Origin of the sequence: Janthinobacterium sp. FW305-129 (assembly GCF_020858115.1) — a bacterium.
Classification (GTDB): domain Bacteria; phylum Pseudomonadota; class Gammaproteobacteria; order Burkholderiales; family Burkholderiaceae_D; genus Janthinobacterium.
The window spans coordinates 37,627-61,501 of the sequence record NZ_JACYMM010000012.1 but is presented as its reverse complement, the minus strand read 5'-3'; the positions used below and the strand labels follow the sequence as shown (position 1 = coordinate 61,501).

Here is a 23,875-nt window from a genome sequence, read left to right as displayed (position 1 = left end):
CGCCGCCAGGCCGCTGCTGCATCGCACAAGCTGCCTGTACTTCGCTATAATTGCGCGGTTATAACACCATCCGCTAATGAGGAACCCCATGAGTTTGAATAACGTCTCTTCCGGCCGCGACCTGCCGAACGATTTCAACGTCGTCATCGAAATCCCGATGAATGCCGATCCGATCAAGTACGAAGTCGACAAGGAAAGCGGCGCGATCTTCGTCGATCGCTTCATGGGTACCGCCATGCATTACCCGTGCAACTACGGCTACGTGCCGAACACCCTGTCGCCGGACGGCGACCCGGTCGACGTGCTGGTCATCACCCCGTTCCCGCTGATCCCGGGCGTGGTCGTGCGCTGCCGTCCTATCGGCGTGCTGAAAATGACCGACGAGTCGGGCGAAGACGCAAAAGTGCTGGCCGTGCCAGTCGACAAGGTCCTGTCGATCTACAGCCACTGGCAAAAGCCGGAAGATCTGAACGAACTGCGCCTGCGCCAGATCCAGCATTTCTTCGAGCACTACAAAGATCTGGAAAAAGGAAAATGGGTCAAGATCGACGGCTGGTATGGCCCTGAAGTGGCCAAGGAAGAAATCCTGGGCGGCGTTGCCGCCTACAAGGCAGATGCTGCAAAAGCCTAACGTCACCCGTTAAAAAACGCTCCCCGCCAGTCATGGCCGGGAGCGTTTTTTTATGCGCGAAACGGGCTGTGCTCGTTCAATTCATCGAGATAGGCATCGATGCCGCCCCGTTCCCGTTCGAGGAAGCGCTGCACGGCGTCGGCAAAGGCCGGATGCGCCAGCCAGTGGGCGGACCAGGTCTTTTGCGGCAGGAAGCCGCGCGCCATCTTGTGCTCGCCCTGGGCGCCGCCCTCGAAAGTGGCGATGCCGTTGGCGATGCAAAATTCCAGCGGCTGGTAATACGCCGTCTCGAAATGCAGGCACGGTACGTGTTCGAGCGCGCCCCAGTAGCGGCCATACAGTGTGTCGGCCGTGTGGATCACCAGCGAGGCGGCAATGGCCCGGCCTTCGCGCTCGGCGATCACCAATAAAATATTCTGCGGCATGGCCGCGCCTATGCGCCGGAAGAAGTCCAGCGACAGATAGGGCGAGGAGCGGTGTTCCGCATAGGTATTGCTGTAGCAGCGGTGGAACAGTTTCCAGTCCGCGTCCGTGGCGTCCATGCCGCGCACCTGGCGCATGGTCACGCCCGCTTCCCGCACCTTGCGCCGCTCGGCGCGGATATTCTTGCGTTTCTTGTGCTCCAGGGTGGCAAGAAATTGCTCGAAATCCGCGTAGCCGGGATTGAGCCAGTGAAACTGCACGCCGCTGCGCAGCAGGTAGCCGGCCTCGGCCAACTGGCGTGCCTCGCTTTCCGGAGGGAACAGGATGTGGCAGGACGACACCTCGCTGGCCTGCTGCTGGGCCTGCAGGAAGGCCAGCAGGGCGGCGCGCGCTTCGCCATCGCGGGCCAGCAGGCGCGTGCCGCTGACGGGCGTAAAGGGGATAGCGGACAGCAGTTTCGGGTAGTATTCGAGGCCATGTTGCTGATAGGCATCGGCCCAGGCCCAGTCGAACACGTATTCGCCGTACGAGTGCGTTTTCAGGTACAGGGGCAGGGCGGCGGCCAGCGTGTCGCCTTGCCACAGCGCCAGGTAATTCGGTTGCCAGCCCGTGTCCGCGCTGGCGCAGCCGGACTCGTGCAGCGCATGCAAAAAGGCATAGGAGAGGAAGGGGGTGGCCTCCGCCTTGGCGTCCGCCTGGCGCGCCAGCAGTTCTGACCAGGCCGCTTCGCCAATTTCAGCCAGGGTAGTGACGATAGCCGTGCGATAATTCATTGTTGTAGTGTGCATTCATCACTCTCGGGGCGCCACCGTCGGCCTGCGCGCCCCTGTCTTGTTTAATAGAACGAAAAATATCCATCATCATCATGACAGTCAAAGTCGCAATTGCTCAAATGAATAGTACGGTCGGCGATCTGGCCGGCAACCGTGCCAAGATCTTCGACCTTTCCCGCCGCGCGTTCGAGGCGGGCGCCGATATCGTGCTCACGCCGGAACTGTCGCTGGTTGGCTATCCACCCGAGGACCTGTTGCTGCGCAATGCATTCTACGCAAAAACGCAGGAAGCGTTTGCGGCGCTGGCGGCCGACCTGGCCCAGTTCAAGGATATGCACGTGGTGGTGGGCTTGCCGCTGCAGGACGAGAAGGGCGTGCGCCACAATGCCGCCTCCGTGCTGGTCAATGGCGAAGTGCTGGGCACCTACCGCAAGCACGACTTGCCGAATACCACCGTGTTCGATGAAAAACGCTACTTTACGTCGTCGGACCAGGCTTTCGTGTTTGGCGTGAAGGGCGTGCGCTTCGGCATCAATATCTGCGAAGACACGTGGTTCGAGCACGCGCCGATGCGCGCCCGCGCGGCCGGCGCGCAAGTGCTGCTGGTGCCGAACGGCTCGCCTTATCACATGAACAAGCAGCATTTGCGCTATGAAACCATGCGCAAGAACGTCAGCGCGCAAGGCATGGCCCTCGTGTACGCCAACCTGGTCGGCGGCCAGGATGAGCTGATCTTCGACGGCGACTCGTTTGTCATGGATGCGGCCGGCACCATTTGCGCCCAGCTGCGCCATTTCGAGGAAGATCTGCAACTGGTCGAGTTCGACGGCGCCACGCCCGTGCCGCAGCCGCTGGCCACGCCGCTGACCACCGAGGCGCAGGTATACCAGGCGCTGGTGCTGGGCGTGCGCGACTATATCGGCAAGAACGGTTTCCCGGGCGTGTTGATCGGCATGTCGGGCGGCGTCGATTCCGCGCTGACCCTGGCCATCGCCGTTGATGCGCTGGGCGCCGACAAGGTGCGCGCCGTCATGATGCCGTCGCAATTTACGGCCGATATCTCGTGGATCGACTCGCGCGACATGGTAAAACGTCTGAATGTGCGCTACGATGAAATTCCGATCAAGCAAACTTTCGACGCCTTCCGCGCCACCCTGGCCGAGGAGTTCGCGGGACTGGCGGAAGACGCGACGGAAGAGAATATCCAGGCGCGCATCCGCGGCACTTTGCTGATGGCCTTGTCGAACAAGCATGGCAGCATTGTGTTGACGACGGGCAACAAGAGCGAGATGGCCGTCGGCTATTGCACCCTGTACGGCGACATGGCGGGCGGCTTTGCCGTGATCAAGGATATCGCCAAGACGCTCGTGTACCGCCTGTGTGCATACCGCAACAGCATCGCAAGCGTGATTCCCGAGCGTATTTTGACGCGCGGGCCATCGGCCGAGCTGCGCGCCGACCAGCTGGACCAGGATTCCTTGCCGCCGTATGAAATACTCGACGGCATCATGCAGATGTACATGGAAGAAAACCGGCCGATCGCCGACATTATCGAGGCTGGCTACCCGCCGGCCGACGTGGCGAAAATCACGCGCCTGATCAAGATCAATGAATACAAGCGTCGCCAGTCGCCGGTGGGCATCCGCGTCACGCACCGTGGCTTTGGCCGCGACTGGCGCTACCCCATCACTTCCAAGTTCTTTGAGTAAGCAGCTAAAGCCCACAATCCAACAATTTTAAGGAGTAGCCATGAAGCAGATTACCGCCATCATCAAACCATTCAAGCTCGACGAAGTGCGCGAGGCCCTGGCCGATGTGAACGTGACGGGCTTGACCGTGACGGAAGTGAAGGGCTTTGGCCGCCAGAAGGGCCATACCGAGCTGTACCGTGGCGCCGAGTACGTGGTCGACTTCTTGCCGAAAGTCAAAGTCGAAGTGGTGGTGGATGACAGCGTGTCGGAACTGGTGGTCGACGCCATCATCAAGGCGGCCCGCACGGGCAAGATCGGCGACGGCAAGATCTTCGTGCGCGACGTGGAGCAAGTCATCCGCATCCGCACCGGCGAGACCGGTCCTGACGCAGTGTAAGTGTTTCTGCCTGGGCTGCTGACCTTCAGCGTCCCAGGCGCATGTCGAATTTCCAGCAGATCAGGCGCAATATCGTGATGCCGCTGGCGCTGGTCCACAGCGCGAAGTCGTGCTCGGCGCCGAAGTGCATCTGCAATAAATAAGCCCAGCAGCCGAAAAACGCGCAGATGGCGTAGGGTTTTCCGTCACGAAACACCATCGGCACTTCGTTGCAGACGATGTCGCGCATCACGCCGCCGAAAATTCCCGTAATCACCCCCATCATCGAGGCAATAAAGATCGGCATGCCGGCGCGCATGGCTTCGGCCACGCCGGCGATGGCGAACATGCCCAGGCCGATGGCGTCGGCGATGACGATCAGGCGTTCCGAGACGATCTGGCGCAAATGCTGGATCAGCGGCGCGGCCGTCAGGGCCAGCACGAAGATCAGGATCGCGTATTCCTGGTGCGAAACCCAGAACAAAGGGCGCTTGTCGAGCAGGATGTCGCGCAACGTCCCCCCGCCGAACGCCGTGATGAAGGCCACGACGAACACGCCGACCAGGTCCATGCGCTTGCGGCGCGCTTCGATGAAGCCGGAAAACGCGCCCACCAGGATGGCGATGACCTCAATGATCTTGATCAGCGAGCCAGGTGGCAGTTGGGGTGGCATCATGGGTGGAGCGCGTGCACGAGACGCTAAGCAGGAAATAATTGTCACAGGTTAACATGACACGGCCCCGAATGGTGACAAACGGGGCCGTGTGCGGGGTGTAACTTGTTACTGAATTGTAATTTCTTGCTGCTAGGGCTAGCGGATGGGCTGCAGCGCTGCCGAGAGCAGCACGACGAGGGCGCCATCGCCCCCTTCCGAGCGGCGCGCCTGGCAAAAGGCGACGACTTCATCCTTTTGCACGAGCCAGCTGTGCACCATCGATTTCAACACCGGTTCCTGGCCTTTCGAGCCGAAACCCTTGCCGTGGATCACGCGCACGCAGCGCAGCTTGCGCCGCGTCGCCTGGTTCAGAAAGGCGCCAATGCCGTCGCGCGCGTCGTCGCGGCGCAAGCCGTGCAAGTCCAGCTCGTCCTGGATGGGCCAGTGGCCCTTGCGCATCTTCTTGACCACGTCCGGCCCCACGCCGGGGCGGGCGTAGTTCAGGGCCGGATCGTTTTCCAGATAATGGTCGACTTCGAACAAGTCCGACAGCGACTCGCGCAGCACGGCCGCATCGTCCTCTTCCGGAGACAATTTGCGCGCCGGCTGCTGGACGCTGGCCGTGCCCGCCTTGGGCAGGCTGGGCACGTAGCGGTCCGACTCGGGCAGGCGCTTGACGCCGCCGATGCTGGCCTTGAACAGATTGCTTTCCACGGCCTGCACCTTGACCTGCTTGGCGCGCTCCGCTTCAGCTTGCGCGCGCGCGTCCGCCTGCTCCTTGAGCTGCTTGCTGACCGCTTTCAGGTCGGCAAAGTCTTTCATCGACGCCATGCGACGCTTACTCCTGGCCTTCCAGGTAGCGCTGGGCGTCCAGTGCTGCCATGCAACCCGTGCCGGCGCTGGTGATGGCCTGGCGGTAGATATGGTCTTGCACGTCGCCGGCCGCGAACACGCCCGGCGCGCTGGTGGCGGTGGCCATGCCTTCCAGGCCGGTTTTCGTCTTGATGTAGCCGTTGTGCATGTCCAGCTGGCCTTCGAAGATGCCCGTGTTCGGCTTGTGGCCGATGGCGATGAAGACGCCATGCACGCTCAATGCTTCGACCTTGCCGTCGATGGTCGACTTGATGTTCAGGCCCGTCACGCCGCCTTCGTTGCCCGTCACTTCGTCCAGAGTGTGGTTATATTTCAACACGATCTTGCCTTCGGCAACCTTGGCATTCAGGCGGTCGATCAGGATCGCTTCCGCGCGGAACTTGTCGCGGCGGTGGATCAAGGTGACTTTATTGGCGATGTTCGACAGGTACAGCGCTTCTTCGACGGCCGTATTGCCGCCGCCGACGACTGCCACTTCCTGGTTGCGGTAGAAGAAGCCATCGCAGGTGGCGCAGGCGGACACGCCCTTGCCCATGAATTCCGCTTCCGACGGCAGGCCCAGGTACTGTGCGGATGCGCCCGTGGCGATGATCAGCGTGTCGCACGTGTATTCGTGGCTGTCGCCCTTCAGGCGGATCGGCTTTTCATTGAGGAACGTGGTGTGGATGTGGTCAAACACGATTTCCGTATTGAAACGCTCGGCGTGCTGCAGCAAGCGCTGCATCAGGTCCGGGCCTTGCACGCCCATGGGGTCGCCGGGCCAGTTTTCCACGTCGGTGGTGGTCATCAACTGGCCGCCTTGTTCCACGCCGGTGACCAGCATCGGGTTCAGGTTGGCGCGGGCGGCGTAGACGGCGGCGCTGTAGCCGGCTGGGCCGGAGCCGAGGATCAAAACGCGGGCGTGTTTGGTAGTGGTCATGGGAAGCTTCTCTATGAGTGGGGTCTATCCGAATTGGGGGCATACGCGCGAAGAACAAGGCCGTATTGCGCTTGCGCAAGCAATCCTCGATTATAGACCAAGCCGCCTGTAGCGACGAATCGTGGGGCCGCCCGGGGCATATATGGCTTAGAATACTTCCTTATTATGGGAAATTCCCTTTCAGAAACATTTTTCACCTTGCAGCGCTTCCCAGAATGACTAAACCAGCCCAGGCCAATCAAAATAGCTACACCCGAAAACCGGTCGAACGCCGGCCCTTGCCCAACCGGCTGGTACGGCTGCTGTCCGAGGCGCGCTGGTTCGCGCTGGCCGCGTTTGCCCTGTATTTCGTGCTGATACTGGCCAGCTTCAACAAGCTCGACCCGGGCTGGTCGCATGCCACGTCCGTCGACAAGGTGGCAAACCTGGGCGGCAAGCTCGGTGCGACCTTTTCCGATTTGTTGTTGTATATCTTCGGTTTTTCCGCCTGGTGGTGGTGCGTGTGGCTGCTGCGCACCGTGTGGAATGGCTACCGCCGCCTGAGTAAGCGCTTCCTGCTGGAAGAAGAGGACGTGGAGCGCGAGCACCATGTCGAGATGCTGATCCGCATCGTCGGCTTTTCCATCATGCTGATCGGCAGCATGGGCCTCGAATACCTGCGCATGGCGAAAAGCCTGCACGTGCAGCTGCCGCGCGACCCGGGCGGCGTGCTGGGCCAGCTGGTGGGGCATTCGGCCCACGTGGCTTTCGGCTTCACGGGCGCCACTTTATTACTGTTGCTGCTGTTCGGCCTTGGTTTTAGTCTGTTCTTCCACGTTTCTTGGTTGCAAGTGGCCGAACGCATCGGCGGCGCTATCGAAGACGCGTTTAATTGGTTCGTGCTGCGCTACCAGGATCGCGAAGACCGCCGCCAGGGCGAAGTGGCTGCCGTGCGCCGCGACGAAGTGGTGGTCATCGAACGGGCCAAGCACGTGGAAAAGCACGTGGCCGCGCCGCCCGTCAAGATCGAGCCGCAAGTCGTGACCGTGGTGAAATCGGAGCGCGTGGAAAAGGAGCGCCAGGCGCATTTGTTCGAGAACTTGAGCGATGGCAAGCTGCCGCCGCTGTCCTTGCTCGATGAAGCGCCGCCCGTGGTGGAAACGGTATCCGTGGAAACCCTGGAGTTTACGAGCCGCCTGATCGAAAAGAAATTGTCGGACTTTGGCGTGGATGCCAAGGTAGTGGCCGCTTACCCCGGCCCTGTCGTGACGCGCTATGAAATCGAGCCGGCCACGGGCGTGAAGGGTAGCCAGATCGTGGGCCTGGCGCGCGACCTGGCCCGTTCGCTGTCGCTCACCTCGATCCGCGTCGTGGAAACCATTCCCGGCAAGAACTATATGGCCCTGGAATTGCCGAACACCAAGCGCCAGATCGTGCGCCTGACGGAAATCCTCGGCTCCAAGGTCTACAACGATGGCGTGTCCAGCCTGACGATTGCCTTGGGCAAGGATATCGCCGGCAAGCCCGTCGTGGCCGACCTGGCGAAAATGCCCCACTTGCTGGTGGCCGGCACGACCGGTTCCGGTAAATCCGTGGGCATCAATGCGACGATTTTGTCGCTGCTGTACAAATCCGACCCGCTCGACGTGCGATTGATCCTGATCGATCCGAAGATGCTGGAAATGTCCGTCTATGAAGGCATTCCGCACTTGCTGGCGCCCGTCGTCACCGACATGCGCCAGGCCGGTCACGCGCTGAACTGGGCCGTGAACGAGATGGAACGCCGCTACAAGCTGATGAGCAAGATGGGCGTGCGTAACCTGGCCGGCTACAACGCGAAGATTGCCGACGCGAAAAAGCGCGAAGAACACATCCCGAATCCGTTCAGCCTGACGCCGGACTCGCCCGAGCCGCTGGAAAAACTGCCGACCATCGTCATCATCATCGACGAGCTGGCCGATTTGATGATGGTAGTGGGCAAAAAAGTCGAGGAATTGATCGCGCGTATCGCGCAAAAGGCCCGCGCCGCCGGTCTGCACTTGATTCTGGCCACGCAGCGCCCATCTGTAGATGTGATCACGGGTTTGATTAAAGCCAACATCCCGACGCGTATCGCCTTCCAGGTGTCGTCAAAGATCGACTCGCGCACCATTCTTGACCAGATGGGCGCGGAAACCCTGCTGGGCATGGGCGACATGCTGTACATGCCGCCCGGCACCGGCTTGCCGATGCGCGTGCACGGCGCGTTCGTGTCGGATGAAGAAGTTCACAGGGTCGTCAGCCATTTGAAGCTGCAGGGCGAACCGAATTACATCGAGGGCATCCTCGAAGGCGGCACCCTGGAAGGCGACGGCGCCGAAGGCGGCGCGCCGGGCGAGGGCGGCGGCGAGGCCGATGCCCTGTATGACCAGGCGGTGGCGGTGGTGCTGAAAAACCGCCGCGCCTCGATTTCGCTGGTGCAGCGTCATTTGCGCATCGGCTACAACCGCGCCGCCCGTCTGCTCGAACAGATGGAGCAGAGCGGGGTGGTATCAACCATGCAATCCAATGGCAACCGGGAAATCCTGGTGCCGGCGGCGAGTAGTGAACAAGGGTAAACAGAATGAAGAACACGACTTTCGCAGCAAAAATGATCATCGGCGCGGCCAGCGTCGCCTGCAGCCTGCTGTTCGCGGCCAGCGCCTCGGCCAGCGCGCTGGAACAATTCAAGAGCTTTGCCGCCGGCACCAAGTCGGCCAAGGGCGAGTTCGTGCAGCGCCAGGTCAAGAAGGCGGACGCCAGCGGCAAGGCCAAAGTTTCCACGCCAGCCAGTGGCACGTTCGAGTTTGCCCGTCCCGGCAAGTTCATCTGGACGTATCTGAAACCGTACGAGCAGCTGCTGCAAGCGGATGGCGACAAGCTGTATATCTACGACAAGGACTTGAGCCAGGTGACGGTCAAGAAACTGGGCGACGCGCTCGGTTCCTCGCCGGCCGCCATCTTGTTCGGCAGCAACGACCTGGAAAAGAATTTTACGTTGGCCGAAGCAGGCACGCGCGATGGCCTGGAATGGCTGAAAGCGACGCCGAAAGCGAAGGACACGACGTTCGACGAAATCACCATCGGCCTGCGCAACGGCGTGCCGGAAGCGATGGAATTGCGCGACTCGTTCGGGCAGACCTCGGTGCTGGCGTTCAAGAATTTCCAGAAGAATCCGGCCTTATCTGCCAATCACTTTAAATTTGTCATGCCCAAGGGCGCCGACGTCATTAATAATTAAGACTGTCGCGCCTTGCGTATGAGCCGGCCTCGCAGCAATGCGGGGCTTTTGCATTCTTGTTAGGTACCTCATTATGGCGGATCTCTTTTCCACCGCACCGCGCCAGCCGCTGGCCGAAGCCTTGCGGCCTGCTACCCTCAACGAAGTCATCGGTCAGACGCATCTGCTGGGCGTAGGCAAGCCGCTGCGCCTCGCGTTCGAGGCGGGCAAGGCCCATTCGATGATTTTATGGGGGCCGCCCGGCGTGGGCAAGACCACCCTGGCGCGTCTGATGGCGAACGCGTTCGACAGCGAATTCATCGCCCTGTCGGCCGTGTTTGCAGGGGTGAAAGATATCCGCGCAGCCATGGACCAGGCGCGCCACAGCCTGGACCAGTTCGGCAAGCACACCTTGCTGTTCGTCGACGAAATCCACCGGTTTAATAAATCGCAACAGGATGCCTTGCTGCCCTTCGTCGAATCGGGCCTGGTGACGTTCATTGGCGCCACGACGGAAAACCCCAGCTTCGAAGTGAACTCGGCGCTGCTGTCGCGCGCGCAAGTGTATGTATTGAAATCGCTCAACGAAGACGAGATGAAGCAGTTGCTGGCCAAGGCGCAAAGCACGGCGCTGACGCACCTGACGTTCGACGAGGCCGCCGCCGACACCCTGATCGGCTACGCGGACGGCGATGCGCGCCGCTTCTTGAACTTGCTGGAGCAGGCCGAGACGGCCGCCAGCTCGACGGGCACGACGGCCATCGACGCGGCCTTCGTCGACAATGCGCTCACATTAAATTCGCGCCGCTTCGACAAGGGCGGCGATAATTTCTATGACCAGATTTCCGCGCTGCACAAGTCCGTGCGCGGTTCCAACCCGGACGCGGCCCTGTACTGGTTTTGCCGCATGATCGACGGCGGCGCCGACCCGCGCTACCTGTCGCGGCGCATCGTGCGCATGGCCTGGGAAGACATCGGCCTGGCCGACCCCCGTGCATTGACCATGGTCAATGATGCGGCGGAAACGTACGAGCGCCTCGGTTCGCCCGAAGGCGAGCTGGCCCTGGGCCAGGCCGTGATCTACCTGGCGATTGCGGCAAAGAGCAATGCCGGCTACAACGCTTTTAATACCGCCATGGCGTTCGTCAAGAAAGACAAGTCGAAGGAAGTGCCGGTGCACTTGCGCAATGCGCCGACGAAGCTGATGAAGGAACTCGGCTATGGCCATGCCTACCGTTATGCGCATGACGAGCCCGATGCCTACGCGGCCGGCGAAACGTATTTTCCGGATGGCATGGCCGAACCGGGCTGGTACCAGCCCGTGCCGCGCGGCCTGGAAAGTAAAATCGCCGACAAGCTGGCGTGGCTGCGCGAGCTGGACAGGAAAGCAGGAAAACCGGCCGGCAAGGGTTGAATTACAGTCCCAGCAAGCTAAAACCGTCGTCCTGCGGCGCGTAGCCGACCAGCCGGCGCGTCGCGTCGATGGATAGCCGCTTGTAGCGGTTGTCCGACACGCCATGCACGACGTGGTAGCCGGCCGGCACGTCCGCCGCGATGCAGCAGGCCAGCAGCTGCACCACGTCGCGCTCGCTGATGAAGGCGGCGATGTCGCGCGCGCTGTGTTGTTGACCTGGCGCAAACCGGGCCACGTTGGCGATGCGCACGGCGATTGCCGTTATGCCATGCTGGTGCGCGAATGCGGAGGCCACGCCTTCGCCGAAGGCCTTGCTGGCGCCATACATGTTGGCCGGGCGCGCCGGCATGCTTTCGTGCACTTGCGCGTCCAGCGGATAGCCTTCGATGGCTTGCGCGCTGCTGGCGAATACCACTCTTTTCACCCCCTGCGCCTGTGCCGCGCGGAAGATGTTGTGCGTGCCGACGATATTCGGCTGCAGCAATTGCGTATCGAAATCGGCGCTGGCGTGCGGCACGCCGGCCAGGTGCAGCACCACGTCGATATCGGTGCAGGCGGCCAGGCAGGCGGCGTAGTCGCTGACGTCGAGCTGCATGGACGGGCAGGGCGCTTCGGCCAGCTTGCCTGTGTGCAGGTCGGCCAGGCGCAGGGAGAATTCCCCGTGCCGGCTCTTCCAGAAAACGGTGCCGATAACGCCGGCGGCGCCCGTGACGAGGACGCGCAGTGGTGGTGTTTGAGTCATGTATTCCTAATATTCAAGGTGTGAGGCAGTGCCAGGTTCAGCCAGCGCAGCAGGGCGGGGCGCGGTGCGGCCGTCCCATGCACGCGGATGCGTCCGCTGCCGACGGCTTCGACCAGCACCAGGCCGTCATTCGGGATCGTGTAGCGTTCGCCGCTGCGCAGCACGCAATCCTCGAACTGGGCGTAGGCCGTGATCCAGGCCGTGCCGGACAGGCATTCGATGACCCTGGCGTGCGCTTTTTCCAGACGCAAAGGCCGTTCGCTGCGTAATTCGTGGTCGGTATGCATGGCATCGCTCCTGTTGGTGTGCTGACAGGAACAGCTTAGGCGCTTGCGGTGAACCATGACAGATGCAGGAAAACGAAATTGTCATGCATACAGTGCGCTTCATCGTACACTGTGCTTGTCAAAAAAACGGGCAACTGTATCTGTGCGTGCCGCGCGCGGCAGCCGCATACTGAAGGGATGAACATGAGCGCGCATTTGAATCTGTACGAGCACCTGGCCAACGAGCTGGGTGCCTTGATCGACGCGCGCGTGTTCGCGCCCGGCGACCGCTTGCCGTCGATCCGCCACCTGGCGCAGCAAAAGCGCATTTCCGTCAGCACCGTGATGCAAGCCTTGCGCCTGATGGAAGACCGGGGGCAGGTTGATGCGCGGCCCCAGTCCGGCTATTTCGTGCGCCACCGGGCGCCCCGCAGGCCCTGCAGCGCCGACGCCCAGCACTTGAAGGAGCCGGCCTTTGTCGGCATCAACAATCTGTTGATGCGCGTGCTGAAGGAAAACGAGGCGCCCGATATCGTGCAGCTGGGCACGGCCTGGCCGCCCGACGAGATTTTGCCCATCAAGCGCATGCAGCGCACCATCAGCGCGGTGGCGCGGCGCGAACCGGCTTTGTTGAGCAAGGTCAGCTGCTACGACGTCAGCGAAAGCAACTTTCTGCGCCAGGTCACGCGCCGCGCGCTGGATTGGGGCAAGCTGGACCCGCACGAGATCGTCGTGACGAATTCCTGCACGGAAGCGATCAGCCTGTGCCTGCGCGCCGTCGCCAGGCCGGGCGACACCATCGCCATCGAGTCGGCCACGTATTTCGTGCTGCTGCAGATGATCGAAAGCCTGGGCATGAAGGCGTTGGAAATTCCCACCGACCCGAAGACGGGGCCGTCGCTCGATGCGCTGGAACTGGCCCTGCGAGCCGGCCTCGTGCAAGCGTGTTTGTTCGTGCCGAACGCGAATAACCCGCTCGGCTGCGTCATGCCGGAGGCCAACAAGAAGCGCTTGGCGGGCTTGCTGTCGGAATTTAATATTCCGCTGGTTGAAGACGATGTATATGGCGACCTGTGCTTTGCGCCGCAGCGCCCGTGGCCCGTGAAGGCTTACGATACGAGCGGCAATGTGCTGCTGTGCTCCTCGTTTTCCAAGGCCATCACGCCTGCCTCGCGCGTCGGTTACGTGCTGGCCGGGCGCTTCGCGCAGGAAGTGGCCCTGCTGAAAACCGTGTCGAGCGGCGCCACCAGCCATTTCTTCCAGGCCGTGCTGGCCGATTTTTTGGAAGGCAGCAGCTACGACCAGCAGCTGCGCAAGATGCGGCGCACCCTGGTGCAGCGCATCGCCCGGATGTCCGACGCCGTGGCGGCCAGCTTTCCGGCGGACTGCATGCTGTCCGAGCCGCAGGGCGGTTTCGTGCTGTGGGTGCAGATGCCGCCGCAAGTCGATGCGCTGGCCCTGCACGGCCACGCCATCGCGGACGGCGTGGCCTACATGCCGGGCCGGCTGTTCTCGGCCTCGGGCAAGTTCGGCAATTATCTGCGCCTCAATTGCGGCAATGCCTGGACGCCGCGCATCGAGCAGGCCATCGGCCGCCTGGGCCGCCTGGTGCATGAGGCCTTGTAACTATTCTTTGCGTTTCAGTCCCGCATTTTCACCGTTCGCTCCCTGTTTTTCGCCGCTGGTCGCAAGCCGGTGGCCTTGTTTGCCGCCGTTGGCTAAAGTACCACCATACCAGCAGCAGTCAAACACACAAACTAACCGGGAGTCACATCATGAACGCACTGAAAAACATGGAAATCACCTTTGTCGCCGCCGCCATCATCGCCATCGGCGCCAGCTTCGCCACCGCAGGCGCGAACACGGTGGAAGTGAGCGCCAGCAGCGTGATCGCTCAGGCTGCCGACAGCACGATGCCTGTCGTGACCGTCAGCGCCCGCCGCCTGACCGCTGCCGAAAAAGCCGCGTTCATTTAAGCAATAAGCTAAGCAGAAAATGTAAAGCGGGCGCGAGTGCCCGGCCAGGCTGCCATGACGATGGTTGACCTTGCGCAAAACTCATCGAAGTGAACTGGGTCTTGGTACAATGAGTGCTTTCGATACATCGGCACCGCCATCCACCCATGATAGATATCCAACTTCTCCGTAAAGACATCGCCACCGTCGCAGAACGCCTGGCGACGCGCAAATTCCAGCTCGACGTGGCAGGTTTTACCGCCCTCGAAGCCGAACGCAAGGCGATCCAGACGCGCACCGAGGAACTGCAGGGCAAGCGCAATGCGTTGTCCAAGCAAATCGGCATGTTGAAAGGCAAGGGGGAAGACACCTCGGCCGTGATGGCGCAAGTGGCCGGCCTGGGCGATGAGCTGAAAGCCGATGAAGCGGCCCTGAGCGTAGTGCAAGCCAAGCTGAGCGATTTCATCATGGCCGTGCCGAACTTGCCGCATGAATCGTCGCCCCTGGGCACGGACGAGTCGGGCAACGTGGAAGTGCGCAAGGTCGGCACGCCACGCACTTTTGACTTTGAAGTCAAGGATCACGTCGACGTGGGCGGCCCGCTGGGCCTCGATTTCGAAGTGGCCACCAAGCTGACCGGTTCGCGCTTCTCCGTCATGAAGGGCGGCATCGCCCGCCTGCACCGCGCACTGGCGCAATTCATGCTCAACACGCATGTGGACGAGCATGGCTACACGGAATGCTATACGCCGTACATGGTCAACGCCGATTCCCTGCGCGGCACGGGCCAGCTGCCGAAATTCGAAGCCGACCTGTTCTCGGTGAAAAAAGGCGGCGCGGAAGGCGAGGGCGAGACCTTCTACCTGATCCCGACGTCGGAAGTGTCGCTGACCAATATCGCGCGCGATGAAATCCTGGCGCTCGATCAACTGCCCCTGAAAATGACGGCCCACACGCCATGCTTCCGTTCGGAAGCGGGCAGCTACGGCCGCGACACGCGCGGCATGATCCGCCAGCACCAGTTCGACAAGGTGGAAATGGTGCAAGTGGTGCACCCGGACACCTCGTACCAGGTGCTCGATGAAATGGTCGGCCATGCGGAAGCCATCTTGCAACGCCTGGGCCTGCCATACCGCGTGATGTCGCTGTGCACGGGCGACATGGGTTTCGGCGCCACCAAGACCTTCGACCTGGAAGTGTGGCTGCCGGCGCAAAACACCTACCGCGAAATCTCGTCCCTGTCGAACTGCGAAGCCTTCCAGGCCCGCCGCATGCAGGCGCGCTTCCGCAACGCCGCCGGCAAGCCGGAACTGGCGCACACCCTGAACGGCTCCGGCCTGGCAGTGGGCCGCACCCTGGTAGCGGTGCTGGAAAACTACCAGCAGGCAGACGGCAGCGTCGAGATCCCGCCAGTGCTGCGCCCGTACATGGGCGGCTTGACGCATCTGAAGGCTTAAAATAGTCCTTTTCTTTTTGTCGCGGGCTGCTATAATCTTGCCTTCTCGCAGCAATGCGGGAAAAGACCGCAGCAAATGGAGAGGTGGCAGAGTGGTCGAATGTACTTGACTCGAAATCAAGCGTACGTTAAATCGTACCGTGGGTTCGAATCCCACCCTCTCCGCCAGAACAAATAGAGAAAGCTCCCGCAAGGGAGCTTTTTTTATTTGTGGCGGCGGAAAGGAGTACGCCCCCTGCGGGGCGTACGCGTGGGATTCGAAGACGAGCGCGTACTCGCGCGAGGCTCCCCGAATCGCCCAGATAGGTTTTGGTTTGCCAGCCCTCAGTTGCAAATCACCAATAAACCCCTACCCAACCCAACAACACCCATGCTAAAATAGCGCCTCGTTCAAACAGGCACGCCAGTTTGAATGAATAGACCGCAGTAAACGGAGAGGTGGCAGAGTGGTCGAATGTACTTGACTCGAAATCAAGCGTACGTTAAATCGTACCGTGGGTTCGAATCCCACCCTCTCCGCCAGAATAAATAAGAAAGCTCCCGCAAGGGAGCTTTTTTTATTGGGAACGCCAAAAAGCTTGCGACACATCAACGCAGGTAGAAAAACCGCCCAAAGCGCGCAGCGCAAGGCGTTTTTTCCTCCATTCAAGCTCTAATTGCCAGCGCCGCCACGAACTCAAGCTAGTGCACCAGCCGCGCCACCGCAAACGCCACACTCGACAGCGCAATCATCGTCCCCACGCAAGACAGGATGACAGCCGACTTCGCCTCAGCCACATCGGACCTGGTCGCGTAATTGGAGCGCACCACCGCCAAGTCCAGTTTCAAGCTGCTGACATCCGTCTTGAGGACAGTGATATCCGTTTTCAGGCCGGCGACATCCACTTTAAGGTCTGTCACATCCACCTTGAGACCAGCGACATCCGTTTTCAGGTCTGCCACATCCACCTTGAGACCAGCCACATCCACTTTGAGGCCAGCCACATCCGTTTTCAGACCAGCTACATCCACCTTGATGCCAGCCACATCAACCTTCAAATCAGCAACGTCCAGTTTCACGCCGGCCATGTCTTTTCCCAGTGTGTTGACTTGCTCGTCCATGGCGCAATCCTCCGTGCTTGTCACTGCATGCTCCTCGCTTTTTTCACCGCTGTCAAACAGTGTCCCGAGGGTATCGCGCATGGCTTTGCTATTGTTTGCCAGGCGTTGTGCCAGTGCCGTCACGCGCTGCAAGTCGGCCATTCCTTCGCCCTGTAGCTGCTCCGTGGCAGTCTGCAATTCGACGGTGATCTGTTCGCTGAGACTGGCTGCGACCTGCAGCCACGCATCGATCTTGCGCTGGCGCGCCTGTTGCGTGAGCGCGTCATGCCGCACCCGCGTATCGCTCAGCTTGTGCATGCTGTTCATGCCACGTCCTCTACAGTCTGGGGCCAATGCCGCTGCTGTCCACGCTACCCCTTGTCGATGCACCCCACCTTGACCCAGCTCAGCCTATGTTAATCTACTCCCTCCCATCCCGACCCCACCAATGAAAGCAATGAGCCGATTCTGGAGCAACATCGTCAGCGAGCTGACCCCCTACGTCCCCGGCGAGCAGCCGAAACTGCCCGACCTGGTGAAACTCAACACCAACGAAAACCCCTACGGCCCGTCGCCGCAGGTGCTGGCCGCGCTGCGCGAAGCGGCCAACGACTGCCTGCGCCTGTATCCCGATCCCACCGCCAGCGAACTGAAGCAAACCCTGGCCGCCTACCATGGCCTGAACAGCGCGCAAGTGTTCGTCGGCAATGGTTCCGACGAAGTACTGGCGCTGGCCTTCATGGCCTTGCTCAAGCACGATGCGCCCTTGCTGTTCCCGGACATCAGCTACAGCTTCTATCCCGTGTATTGCAAGCTGTACGGCATCGATTACCGCACGGTCGCGCTCGACGACACCATGCGCATCCGTCCTGAAGACTACCGGGGGCCGTGCGGCGCCATCATCTTCCCGAATCCCAACGCGCCCACGGGCGTGGACTTGCCGCTGGCCGGAGTGGAAACCTTGCTGCGCGATCATCCCGACGCCGTGGTGGTGGTCGATGAAGCATATGTGGATTTCGGCGGCGAGAGCGCCGTGGCCCTGCTCGACCGCTATCCGAACTTGCTGGTGGTGCAGACGTTCTCGAAATCGCGTTCGCTGGCCGGCTTGCGCGTCGGCTGCGCCTTCGGCCATGCGGACCTGATCGAGGCGCTGGAACGGGTGAAGAACAGTTTCAACTCGTATCCGCTGGACCGGCTGGCGCTGGCCGGCGCCGTCGCGTCGCTGCATGACGAAGCGTATTTCCAGCAGACGCGCCAGGCCGTGATCGCCAGCCGCGAACAGCTGACGGCGGACCTGGCGGCGCTGGGCTTCGAGGTGCTGCCGTCCGTGGCCAACTTCGTCTTTGCCCGCCACCCGCAGCATGACGCGGCGCAACTGGCGGCCGGCTTGCGCGCCAGATCGGTGATCGTGCGCCATTTCAATGCGCCGCGCATCAGCCAGTATTTGCGCATCAGCATCGGCAACCCGGCAGAATGTGCGGCCCTGATGGCGGCATTGCGCGCAGTGGTGTGACGCCATGCTGACCTTCGTACCTGCCAGCATCGCCGATGGCGAGGCGCTGGCCAGCCTGCGCGTGGCCGCCATGCGCGAAAGCCTGGAGCGCATCGGCCGCTATGATCCGCAGCGGGCGCGCCAGCGTTTCCTGGCCACCTACGACCCCGCCTGCACGTGGCAGTTGCGCCACGGCGGCGCGCTGGCCGGCTTCTATGTGTTGCGCCCGCAAGCGGATTATTTGCTGCTCGACCACCTCTACCTGGCGCCGGAATGCCAGCGCCAAGGCATGGGCGCGGCCGTGCTGGCGCGCGTGTTTGCCGAGGCCGATGCGGCCCGCAAGAGCGTGCGCGTGGGCGCCTTGCGCGGCAGCGAGGCGAACCGCTTCTATGTGCGTCACGGCTTCGTGCCGGATGGCGAGGAAGAGTTCGACCTGTATTATCGGCGCGCTCCCGCGCCTTGATGCTGCCGGCGGCGACTGTTTGTGCAACAATAATCGGATTCACACATCGACAGGACGGACAAAATGGCAAAAGTGGCATTCATCGGTTTGGGCGTCATGGGTTTCCCCATGGCAGGTCACCTGGCGGCGGGCGGGCACGACGTCACCGTGTACAACCGCAACCCGGCCCGCGCGGCAGCCTGGCTGGAGCAGCACAAGGGCAGCAGCGCCGCCACGCCGGCCGCGGCCGCTGCCGGCGCCGAGTTCGTCTTCACCTGCATCGGCAACGACAATGATCTGTATCAAGTCATCCTGGAAGAGGGCGGCTTGCTGTCCGCCATGGCGCCGGGCAGCATCCTGATCGACCATACGACGGCGTCCGCCGAAGCGGCGCGCACCATCCATGCGGCGGCGAAGGAGAAGGGCGTATTCTTCCTCGACGCGCCCGTGTCCGGCGGCCAGGCCGGAGCGGAAAACGGCAAGCTGACCGTGATGGTGGGCGGCGATGCAGAGGCGTATGCACGGGCCGAGCCCGTCATCGCCCTGTTCTCGCGCGCCGTCACCTATATGGGCGCTTCCGGTTCCGGCCAGCTGACAAAAATGGTCAACCAGATCTGCATCGCGGGCCTCGTGCAAGCCTTGAGCGAGGGCATCGCCTTCGCGGAAAACGCGGGCCTCGATGCGGCGCTGGTGGTGGACGTGATTTCCAAGGGCGCGGCGCAGTCGTGGCAGCTGGAAAACCGGGGCAAGACCATGATCGAGCGCAAGTTCGACTTCGGTTTCGCCGTCGACCTGATGCGCAAGGACCTCGGCATCTGCCTGGCCGAAGCCAAGCGCAACGGCAGCGACTTGCCCGTGACGACCTTGACGGACCAGTTCTATGGCGAAGTGCAGCAGGCGGGCGGCAACCGCTACGACACCTCCAGCCTGATCACCCGCCTGAACAAAAAGTAACTTTTTAACGCTTAAGTAAAGAGCGGCGCGTCCCTGCCCAGGGCCGCGCCGCTCGTCGTTTACGGGGGTGAAAAGTAAAAAACGTCAGTTTCCGGAACATCTGGTTTCGATTTTCATGGAAAAGCATGGACTTCGCTAGCTCATCGTGTATTATTAAAAAACGAGATGAAATGTCCCAATTTTTAAAACATTATGAGCGGACCAGCATGAAAACTAACTCCTCAGCGATAACACGCGTTGTCGACAAGAACATCCCCTATGTGTCTTCCGCCGTTGCCATCTGGCGTCCCCGCGCCGTGCTGCGCAGCTGGCCCGGCGTGGCCATCGCGCTGGTGATCGCCCTGTCGGCCACCTTTATTTCCAGCAATTACGGCGGCCCCCAGCTGCTGTATGCGCTGTTCTTCGGCCTGGCCTTCCACTTCCTCGCGTCCGACCCCACCTGCAAGCCCGGCATCGAGTTTTGCAGCAAGGTGCTGCTGCGTACGGGCGTGGCCCTGCTGGGCGCGCGCATCACCTTCAACCAGATCGCCTCGGTCGGCGTGACGCCATTGCTGATCGTCGTGGGCGGCCTGATCGCCACCTTGGGCTTCGGCTACCTGCTGGCCAGGTGGCTGAAACGCCCGATTACGGAAGGCATTCTGTCGGGAGGTTCCGTGGCCATCTGCGGCGCCTCGGCCGCGCTGGCCATCTCGGCGGTGCTGCCGCAAACCAAGGAAAACGAAAAGTTCACCTTGCTGACGGTGGTCGGCGTGACGTCGCTGTCGACCTTGGCCATGATCGTCTACCCGCTGCTGGTCAAGCTGCTGGGCTTTGACCCGACGGAAGCGGGCGTGTTTATCGGCGGCACCATCCATGACGTGGCGCAAGTGGTGGGCGCCGGCTACCTGGTCAGCAACCATACGGGCGACGTCGCCACCTTCGTGAAACTGACGCGCGTGGCCTGCCTCGTGCCCGTCGTGCTGGGCCTGTCGATCATGTTCAAGCGCAAGGACGGCAAGAGCGAAGTCGATGCGCCGCCGCTGGTGCCGTTCTTCCTGATCGGCTTTGTCTGGCTCGTCATCACCAACAGCCTGGGCCTGATCCCGCATGAAGTGAATGGCTGGATCAACAATGCCTCGCGCGCCTGCCTGGTCATTGCGATTGCCGCCCTGGGCGTGAAAACCTCGTTCCAGTCGCTGGCCTCGCTGGGCTGGCGTCCCGTGATCATGCTGGTGATGGAAACGGTGTGGATCGCCGCCTTCGTCGCCATCGCCGTGCTGCTGACGCGCTGAGCGCTGGCCATTCGCCATGAAGATCCTTGTCCTCGGCGCCGGCGTGGTCGGCACGGCATCGGCCTGGTACTTGCGCCAGGCGGGCCACGACGTGCGCGTGCTCGAACGCCAGGCGGGCGCGGCGCAGGAAACCAGTTTCGGCAACGGCGGGCAGATTTCCGTCTCGCATGCGGAACCGTGGGCCAATCCCGCCACCCTGCGCAAGGTCGTGCGCTGGCTGGGCAAGGACGACGCGCCGCTGCTGTTTCGTCCCCGCCTCGATCCGCTGCAATGGCAGTGGGCCGTGCACTACCTGCGCGAATGCCTGCCGGCCAGGGTGGCGCGCAATATGCGCCAGATCGTCGCCCTGGCCGAGTACAGCCGCCAGAGCCTGCAAGCCTTGCGCCGCGAGACGGGCATCGCCTACGATCACCTGGAACGGGGCATTTTGCATTTCTATACGGACCAGCAGGAGTTTGATAAATCGCAAACGGGCGCCGCGCTCCTGCGCGAACTGGGCTGCCCGCGCAATACCGTCAGCGCCGATGAAGTGATCCGTCTGGAACCAGCCTTGCGCCACGCGCGCAGCCGCATCGTCGGCGGCGATTTTACGGCCAGCGACGAATCGGGCGACGTGCATCTGTTTACCACGGCGCTGGCCGCGCGCGCGGCGGCGGCCGGCGTGGATTTCCAGTACGGCACCACGGTGACGCGCCTGCTGGCCGATGGCGAGCGCATCACGGGCGTGGAATGCATCGATGCGCAAGGCCGCCACCGAATCGAGCATGCGGACGCCGTGCTGGTGGCCATGGGCAGCTTTTCCGCGCCCTTGCTGCAGCCGCTGGGCATCCGCTTGATGTTGTATCCGGGCAAAGGTTATTCCGCCACCTATCCGATCATCGACCCCGTCAGCGCACCGAGCGTATCGCTGACGGACGACGGCCACAAGCTTGTGTTTTCGCGCCTGGGATCGCGCCTGCGCGTGGCCGGCACGTGCGAGCTGAACGGCTACACGCGCGAACTGAACCCCGTGCGCTGCGCCGCCATCACACGCCGCGTGCAGGCCCTGTTTCCCCACGCCTGCGATTACGGCGACCCCGTCTACTGGGCCGGCTTGCGCCCCCTGACGCCGTCGAATGTGCCCTACATCGGCGCCACGCGCTACCGCCAGCTCTACCTCAACACGGGCCACGGCACCCTGGGCTGGACCATGGGCTGCGGCGCGGGCAGGGCGCTGGCCGACCTCGTGTCGGGACGGCGGCCCGACGTCGATTTTGCGTTTTGCGGCGAAGCCCCCCGGCATGAGGCCGCTTTGGTTCAACTTAGGAGAGCACCACGATGAGAGACGACGCCATCCCCAGCCATACCCCCGGCGGCCTGACCCTGGCCGGCACCACCTACCAGTCGCGCCTGCTGGTGGGTACCGGCAAATACAAGGATTTCGAGGAAACGCGCCTCGCCATCGAGGAAAGCGGCGCCGAGATCGTCACCGTGACGATACGGCGCGTAAATATCGGCCAGGAAAAGGGCGAGCCGAACCTGCTCGACTTCATTCCGCCGTCGAAATACACGATCCTGCCCAACACGGGCGGCTGCTACAACGCGCGCGACGCCGTCTATACCTTGCAGCTGGCGCGCGAGCTGCTGGGCGGCCACCAGTTGTGCAAGCTGGAAGTGCTCGGCGATGAAAAGACCCTGTTCCCGAACATGCCGGAAACGTTAAAGGCGGCGGAGCAGCTGGTGAAGGATGGCTTCCAGGTGATGGTGTATTGCAGCGACGACCCTATCCAGGCGCGCATGCTGGAAGATATCGGCTGCATCGCCGTCATGCCGCTCGCGTCATTGATCGGCTCGGGCATGGGCATTTTGAATCCGTGGAATCTGTCGCTGATCATCGAGCAAGCCAAGGTGCCCGTGCTGGTCGACGCAGGCGTGGGCACGGCGTCGGACGCCGCCATCGCCATGGAACTTGGTTGCGACGGCATCTTGATGAATACCGCCATCGCGGCGGCGCGCGAGCCGATCCGCATGGCGCGCGCCATGAAACTGGCAGTGCAGGGCGGACGCGAGGCCTATCTGGCCGGGCGCATGCCCCGGAGAGCGGGCGTCATGAGCGCTTCGCCCTCGTCGCCGATGGCCGGGCTGATCGCCTGAGTTGCCGCATTTACCGCATTTACCGCAGTTTGCAGCACCGTTGTTGATTCTGTTTGAAGCACCCATAAAAACCACAATACCTGGAGATGACATGAAACACACACTCGTAGCGGCAGCCATCCTGGCCTCCTTCTTCGCCGGCAACGCCAGCGCCCAATCGTCCGTCACCGTGTACGGCTTGCTCGACGCGGGCTTGACGTCCGAGCACGGCGGCGCGGACGGTTCCGTCACCAAGCTGGCCACCGGCGTGCAGTCGGGCAGCCGCATCGGCTTCAAGGGTACGGAAGACCTGGGCAACAATCTGAAAGCCAATTTCCTGCTGGAAAATGGCCTCGACGTGGACACGGGCGCCAACCGCCAGGGCGCCTTGTTCGGGCGCAAGGCCTACGTGGGCCTGTCCGGCGACTTCGGCACCGTGAATCTGGGCTTGCAGCACAACCCGCTGTTCACGGCGCTGGACAATATCGACCCCTTCGAGACGGGCCTGACGGGCGCCTCGATCAACCTGATGAGCGTGGCCAGCCTGCGCACGAAAAATTCCATCATGTACGAGACGCCCAAGGTCAAGGGCCTGTCGGCATCGATCATGTATGGCCTCGGTGAAAAGCCGGACAGCAATACCCTGGGCCGCACCATCGACTTTTCCATCGACTACGCCAACGGCCCGCTCGTGCTGACCCTGGCGCACGACAACCGCAAGGATACGCCGCTGAACACGGCGAAAGTGACCTTGCTGGGCGGCACTTACGACTTCGGCCCCGCCAAGCTGCATGCCGCGTATGAAACGGACAAGGACGATGCGGGCACGGATTTCCGCAACTACATGCTGGGCGCGTCGGCTCCCGTGGGCGCGGCCGGCAGCGTGATGGCGTCGTACATCCGCAAGGATGACCGCACGAATGCGCGCCGCGGCGGGCGCCAGCTGGCCATCGGCTACACGTATGCCTTGTCCAAGCGCACGAACCTGTACACCTCGTACGGGCGCATCAGCAACGATGGCGCGGGCACCAACTTCGTTGGCGACGCCTCGAGCGGCGGCAGCGTGCCCTTGCCTGGGCATAACTCGAGCGCCTTCACGGCCGGCATGCGCCTGAAGTTCTAAACGCGGCAGT

At 62.1% G+C, this 23,875-nt stretch carries 23 protein-coding genes and 2 tRNA genes; 18 read left to right on the top strand and 7 right to left on the bottom strand.

Annotated elements, in window-relative coordinates:
• Nucleotides 1–88 precede the first annotated feature (88 nt).
• A complete protein-coding gene (gene ppa / locus IGS61_RS22725; RefSeq protein ID WP_086139428.1) occupies nt 89–631 on the top strand; it encodes an inorganic diphosphatase in 543 nt (180 codons plus the stop codon).
• A 50-nt stretch (nt 632–681) separates the two neighbouring features.
• On the opposite strand, the gene IGS61_RS22720 is transcribed toward ppa, so the two are convergent.
• Nucleotides 682–1,827 (bottom strand): GNAT family N-acetyltransferase, encoded by a 1,146-nt coding sequence (locus IGS61_RS22720; RefSeq protein WP_230541839.1) that lies wholly within the window; start codon nt 1,825–1,827, stop codon nt 682–684.
• Between the two features lie 92 nt (nt 1,828–1,919).
• Between IGS61_RS22720 and IGS61_RS22715 the strand changes: the two genes are divergently transcribed.
• On the top strand, nt 1,920–3,536 hold the full coding sequence (locus IGS61_RS22715; RefSeq protein WP_230541684.1) for an NAD+ synthase: 1,617 nt from the start codon (nt 1,920–1,922) through the stop codon (nt 3,534–3,536).
• Nucleotides 3,537–3,576: 40 nt separating this feature from the next.
• The gene (locus IGS61_RS22710; protein WP_034758685.1) at nt 3,577–3,915 is read left to right on the top strand and encodes a P-II family nitrogen regulator; all 339 of its coding nucleotides are present in this window, start codon (nt 3,577–3,579) and stop codon (nt 3,913–3,915) included.
• 25 nt (nt 3,916–3,940) lie between these two features.
• Here the strand turns inward: IGS61_RS22710 and IGS61_RS22705 are convergent, their stop codons facing one another.
• The 3 genes from IGS61_RS22705 to trxB all read right to left on the bottom strand — a co-directional run bounded on the left by IGS61_RS22705 (nt 3,941) and on the right by trxB (nt 6,341).
• A complete protein-coding gene (locus IGS61_RS22705) occupies nt 3,941–4,570 on the bottom strand; it encodes a trimeric intracellular cation channel family protein (protein WP_034786156.1) in 630 nt (209 codons plus the stop codon).
• 135 nt (nt 4,571–4,705) lie between these two features.
• Complete coding sequence (locus IGS61_RS22700) at nt 4,706–5,380, bottom strand: Smr/MutS family protein (RefSeq protein ID WP_230541683.1); 675 nt, start codon at nt 5,378–5,380, stop codon at nt 4,706–4,708.
• A 7-nt stretch (nt 5,381–5,387) separates the two neighbouring features.
• Nucleotides 5,388–6,341, bottom strand: a complete 954-nt coding sequence (trxB, locus tag IGS61_RS22695) for a thioredoxin-disulfide reductase (protein WP_034758671.1) — start codon at nt 6,339–6,341, stop codon at nt 5,388–5,390.
• A gap of 215 nt (nt 6,342–6,556) precedes the next feature.
• Here trxB and IGS61_RS22690 point away from each other — a divergent pair, with 215 nt between their 5' ends.
• The 3 genes from IGS61_RS22690 (at nt 6,557) to IGS61_RS22680 (ending at nt 10,972) form a co-directional block, all read left to right on the top strand.
• A complete protein-coding gene (locus tag IGS61_RS22690) occupies nt 6,557–8,917 on the top strand; it encodes a DNA translocase FtsK (protein WP_230541682.1) in 2,361 nt (786 codons plus the stop codon).
• 5 nt (nt 8,918–8,922) lie between these two features.
• Nucleotides 8,923–9,579, top strand: a complete 657-nt coding sequence (gene lolA, locus IGS61_RS22685) for an outer membrane lipoprotein chaperone LolA (RefSeq protein ID WP_076572525.1) — start codon at nt 8,923–8,925, stop codon at nt 9,577–9,579.
• 73 nt (nt 9,580–9,652) lie between these two features.
• The gene (locus IGS61_RS22680) at nt 9,653–10,972 is read left to right on the top strand and encodes a replication-associated recombination protein A (RefSeq protein WP_230541681.1); all 1,320 of its coding nucleotides are present in this window, start codon (nt 9,653–9,655) and stop codon (nt 10,970–10,972) included.
• 1 nt (nt 10,973) lies between these two features.
• On the opposite strand, the gene IGS61_RS22675 is transcribed toward IGS61_RS22680, so the two are convergent.
• Nucleotides 10,974–11,714: an NAD-dependent epimerase/dehydratase family protein gene (locus IGS61_RS22675; protein WP_230541680.1), complete on the bottom strand. Its 741-nt coding sequence runs from the start codon at nt 11,712–11,714 to the stop codon at nt 10,974–10,976.
• The gene (locus tag IGS61_RS22670; RefSeq protein ID WP_230541679.1) at nt 11,711–12,001 is read right to left on the bottom strand and encodes a DUF2917 domain-containing protein; all 291 of its coding nucleotides are present in this window, start codon (nt 11,999–12,001) and stop codon (nt 11,711–11,713) included. Before IGS61_RS22670 ends, IGS61_RS22675 begins: the two co-directional genes overlap by 4 nt.
• Before the next feature lie 183 nt (nt 12,002–12,184).
• Between IGS61_RS22670 and IGS61_RS22665 the strand changes: the two genes are divergently transcribed.
• From IGS61_RS22665 to IGS61_RS22645, 5 genes are all read left to right on the top strand, one after another.
• Nucleotides 12,185–13,606, top strand: coding sequence for an aminotransferase-like domain-containing protein (locus IGS61_RS22665; RefSeq protein ID WP_230541678.1), 1,422 nt, complete (start codon nt 12,185–12,187; stop codon nt 13,604–13,606).
• Nucleotides 13,607–13,755: 149 nt separating this feature from the next.
• A complete protein-coding gene (locus IGS61_RS22660; protein ID WP_230541677.1) occupies nt 13,756–13,956 on the top strand; it encodes a hypothetical protein in 201 nt (66 codons plus the stop codon).
• Nucleotides 13,957–14,102: 146 nt separating this feature from the next.
• Nucleotides 14,103–15,392 (top strand): serine--tRNA ligase, encoded by a 1,290-nt coding sequence (gene serS, locus IGS61_RS22655; protein WP_230541676.1) that lies wholly within the window; start codon nt 14,103–14,105, stop codon nt 15,390–15,392.
• Between the two features lie 77 nt (nt 15,393–15,469).
• Nucleotides 15,470–15,559, top strand: a tRNA-Ser gene (locus IGS61_RS22650).
• A gap of 264 nt (nt 15,560–15,823) precedes the next feature.
• Nucleotides 15,824–15,913, top strand: a tRNA-Ser gene (locus tag IGS61_RS22645).
• Between the two features lie 159 nt (nt 15,914–16,072).
• Here the strand turns inward: IGS61_RS22645 and IGS61_RS22640 are convergent.
• Nucleotides 16,073–16,798 (bottom strand): hypothetical protein, encoded by a 726-nt coding sequence (locus IGS61_RS22640; protein ID WP_230541675.1) that lies wholly within the window; start codon nt 16,796–16,798, stop codon nt 16,073–16,075.
• Nucleotides 16,799–16,928: 130 nt separating this feature from the next.
• Here IGS61_RS22640 and hisC point away from each other — a divergent pair, with 130 nt between their 5' ends.
• From hisC to IGS61_RS22605, 7 genes are all read left to right on the top strand, one after another.
• Complete coding sequence (gene hisC, locus IGS61_RS22635) at nt 16,929–17,984, top strand: histidinol-phosphate transaminase (protein ID WP_230541674.1); 1,056 nt, start codon at nt 16,929–16,931, stop codon at nt 17,982–17,984.
• Between the two features lie 4 nt (nt 17,985–17,988).
• Nucleotides 17,989–18,426 (top strand): GNAT family N-acetyltransferase, encoded by a 438-nt coding sequence (locus IGS61_RS22630; RefSeq protein ID WP_230541673.1) that lies wholly within the window; start codon nt 17,989–17,991, stop codon nt 18,424–18,426.
• A 63-nt stretch (nt 18,427–18,489) separates the two neighbouring features.
• Complete coding sequence (locus IGS61_RS22625) at nt 18,490–19,359, top strand: NAD(P)-dependent oxidoreductase (RefSeq protein WP_128139945.1); 870 nt, start codon at nt 18,490–18,492, stop codon at nt 19,357–19,359.
• Between the two features lie 206 nt (nt 19,360–19,565).
• The gene (locus IGS61_RS22620; RefSeq protein WP_230541672.1) at nt 19,566–20,630 is read left to right on the top strand and encodes a YeiH family protein; all 1,065 of its coding nucleotides are present in this window, start codon (nt 19,566–19,568) and stop codon (nt 20,628–20,630) included.
• A gap of 16 nt (nt 20,631–20,646) precedes the next feature.
• Complete coding sequence (locus IGS61_RS22615) at nt 20,647–21,951, top strand: D-amino acid dehydrogenase (protein WP_230541671.1); 1,305 nt, start codon at nt 20,647–20,649, stop codon at nt 21,949–21,951.
• Nucleotides 21,948–22,763 carry a thiazole synthase gene (locus IGS61_RS22610; RefSeq protein WP_230541670.1) on the top strand — a complete coding sequence of 272 codons (816 nt, stop codon included), beginning with the start codon at nt 21,948–21,950 and terminating at the stop codon, nt 22,761–22,763. Before IGS61_RS22615 ends, IGS61_RS22610 begins: the two co-directional genes overlap by 4 nt.
• 91 nt (nt 22,764–22,854) lie before the next feature.
• Entirely contained in the window at nt 22,855–23,865 is a 1,011-nt protein-coding gene (locus IGS61_RS22605) for a porin (RefSeq protein ID WP_230541669.1), read from the top strand.
• The last annotated feature ends 10 nt before the right edge of the window (nt 23,866–23,875 follow it).

Excerpts from the sequence above, each read along its gene's own strand:
- ppa (WP_086139428.1), top strand. The coding sequence starts at position 89 with ATGAGTTTGAATAACGTCTCTTCCGGCCGCGACCTGCCGAACGATTTC.
- IGS61_RS22720 (WP_230541839.1), bottom strand. The coding sequence starts at position 1,827 with ATGAATTATCGCACGGCTATCGTCACTACCCTGGCTGAAATTGGCGAA.
- IGS61_RS22715 (WP_230541684.1), top strand. The coding sequence starts at position 1,920 with ATGACAGTCAAAGTCGCAATTGCTCAAATGAATAGTACGGTCGGCGAT.
- IGS61_RS22710 (WP_034758685.1), top strand. The coding sequence starts at position 3,577 with ATGAAGCAGATTACCGCCATCATCAAACCATTCAAGCTCGACGAAGTG.
- IGS61_RS22705 (WP_034786156.1), bottom strand. The coding sequence starts at position 4,570 with ATGATGCCACCCCAACTGCCACCTGGCTCGCTGATCAAGATCATTGAG.
- IGS61_RS22700 (WP_230541683.1), bottom strand. The coding sequence starts at position 5,380 with ATGGCGTCGATGAAAGACTTTGCCGACCTGAAAGCGGTCAGCAAGCAG.
- trxB (WP_034758671.1), bottom strand. The coding sequence starts at position 6,341 with ATGACCACTACCAAACACGCCCGCGTTTTGATCCTCGGCTCCGGCCCA.
- IGS61_RS22690 (WP_230541682.1), top strand. The coding sequence starts at position 6,557 with ATGACTAAACCAGCCCAGGCCAATCAAAATAGCTACACCCGAAAACCG.
- lolA (WP_076572525.1), top strand. The coding sequence starts at position 8,923 with ATGAAGAACACGACTTTCGCAGCAAAAATGATCATCGGCGCGGCCAGC.
- IGS61_RS22680 (WP_230541681.1), top strand. The coding sequence starts at position 9,653 with ATGGCGGATCTCTTTTCCACCGCACCGCGCCAGCCGCTGGCCGAAGCC.
- IGS61_RS22675 (WP_230541680.1), bottom strand. The coding sequence starts at position 11,714 with ATGACTCAAACACCACCACTGCGCGTCCTCGTCACGGGCGCCGCCGGC.
- IGS61_RS22670 (WP_230541679.1), bottom strand. The coding sequence starts at position 12,001 with ATGCATACCGACCACGAATTACGCAGCGAACGGCCTTTGCGTCTGGAA.
- IGS61_RS22665 (WP_230541678.1), top strand. The coding sequence starts at position 12,185 with ATGAGCGCGCATTTGAATCTGTACGAGCACCTGGCCAACGAGCTGGGT.
- IGS61_RS22660 (WP_230541677.1), top strand. The coding sequence starts at position 13,756 with ATGAACGCACTGAAAAACATGGAAATCACCTTTGTCGCCGCCGCCATC.
- serS (WP_230541676.1), top strand. The coding sequence starts at position 14,103 with ATGATAGATATCCAACTTCTCCGTAAAGACATCGCCACCGTCGCAGAA.
- IGS61_RS22640 (WP_230541675.1), bottom strand. The coding sequence starts at position 16,798 with ATGAACAGCATGCACAAGCTGAGCGATACGCGGGTGCGGCATGACGCG.
- hisC (WP_230541674.1), top strand. The coding sequence starts at position 16,929 with ATGAGCCGATTCTGGAGCAACATCGTCAGCGAGCTGACCCCCTACGTC.
- IGS61_RS22630 (WP_230541673.1), top strand. The coding sequence starts at position 17,989 with ATGCTGACCTTCGTACCTGCCAGCATCGCCGATGGCGAGGCGCTGGCC.
- IGS61_RS22625 (WP_128139945.1), top strand. The coding sequence starts at position 18,490 with ATGGCAAAAGTGGCATTCATCGGTTTGGGCGTCATGGGTTTCCCCATG.
- IGS61_RS22620 (WP_230541672.1), top strand. The coding sequence starts at position 19,566 with ATGAAAACTAACTCCTCAGCGATAACACGCGTTGTCGACAAGAACATC.
- IGS61_RS22615 (WP_230541671.1), top strand. The coding sequence starts at position 20,647 with ATGAAGATCCTTGTCCTCGGCGCCGGCGTGGTCGGCACGGCATCGGCC.
- IGS61_RS22610 (WP_230541670.1), top strand. The coding sequence starts at position 21,948 with ATGAGAGACGACGCCATCCCCAGCCATACCCCCGGCGGCCTGACCCTG.
- IGS61_RS22605 (WP_230541669.1), top strand. The coding sequence starts at position 22,855 with ATGAAACACACACTCGTAGCGGCAGCCATCCTGGCCTCCTTCTTCGCC.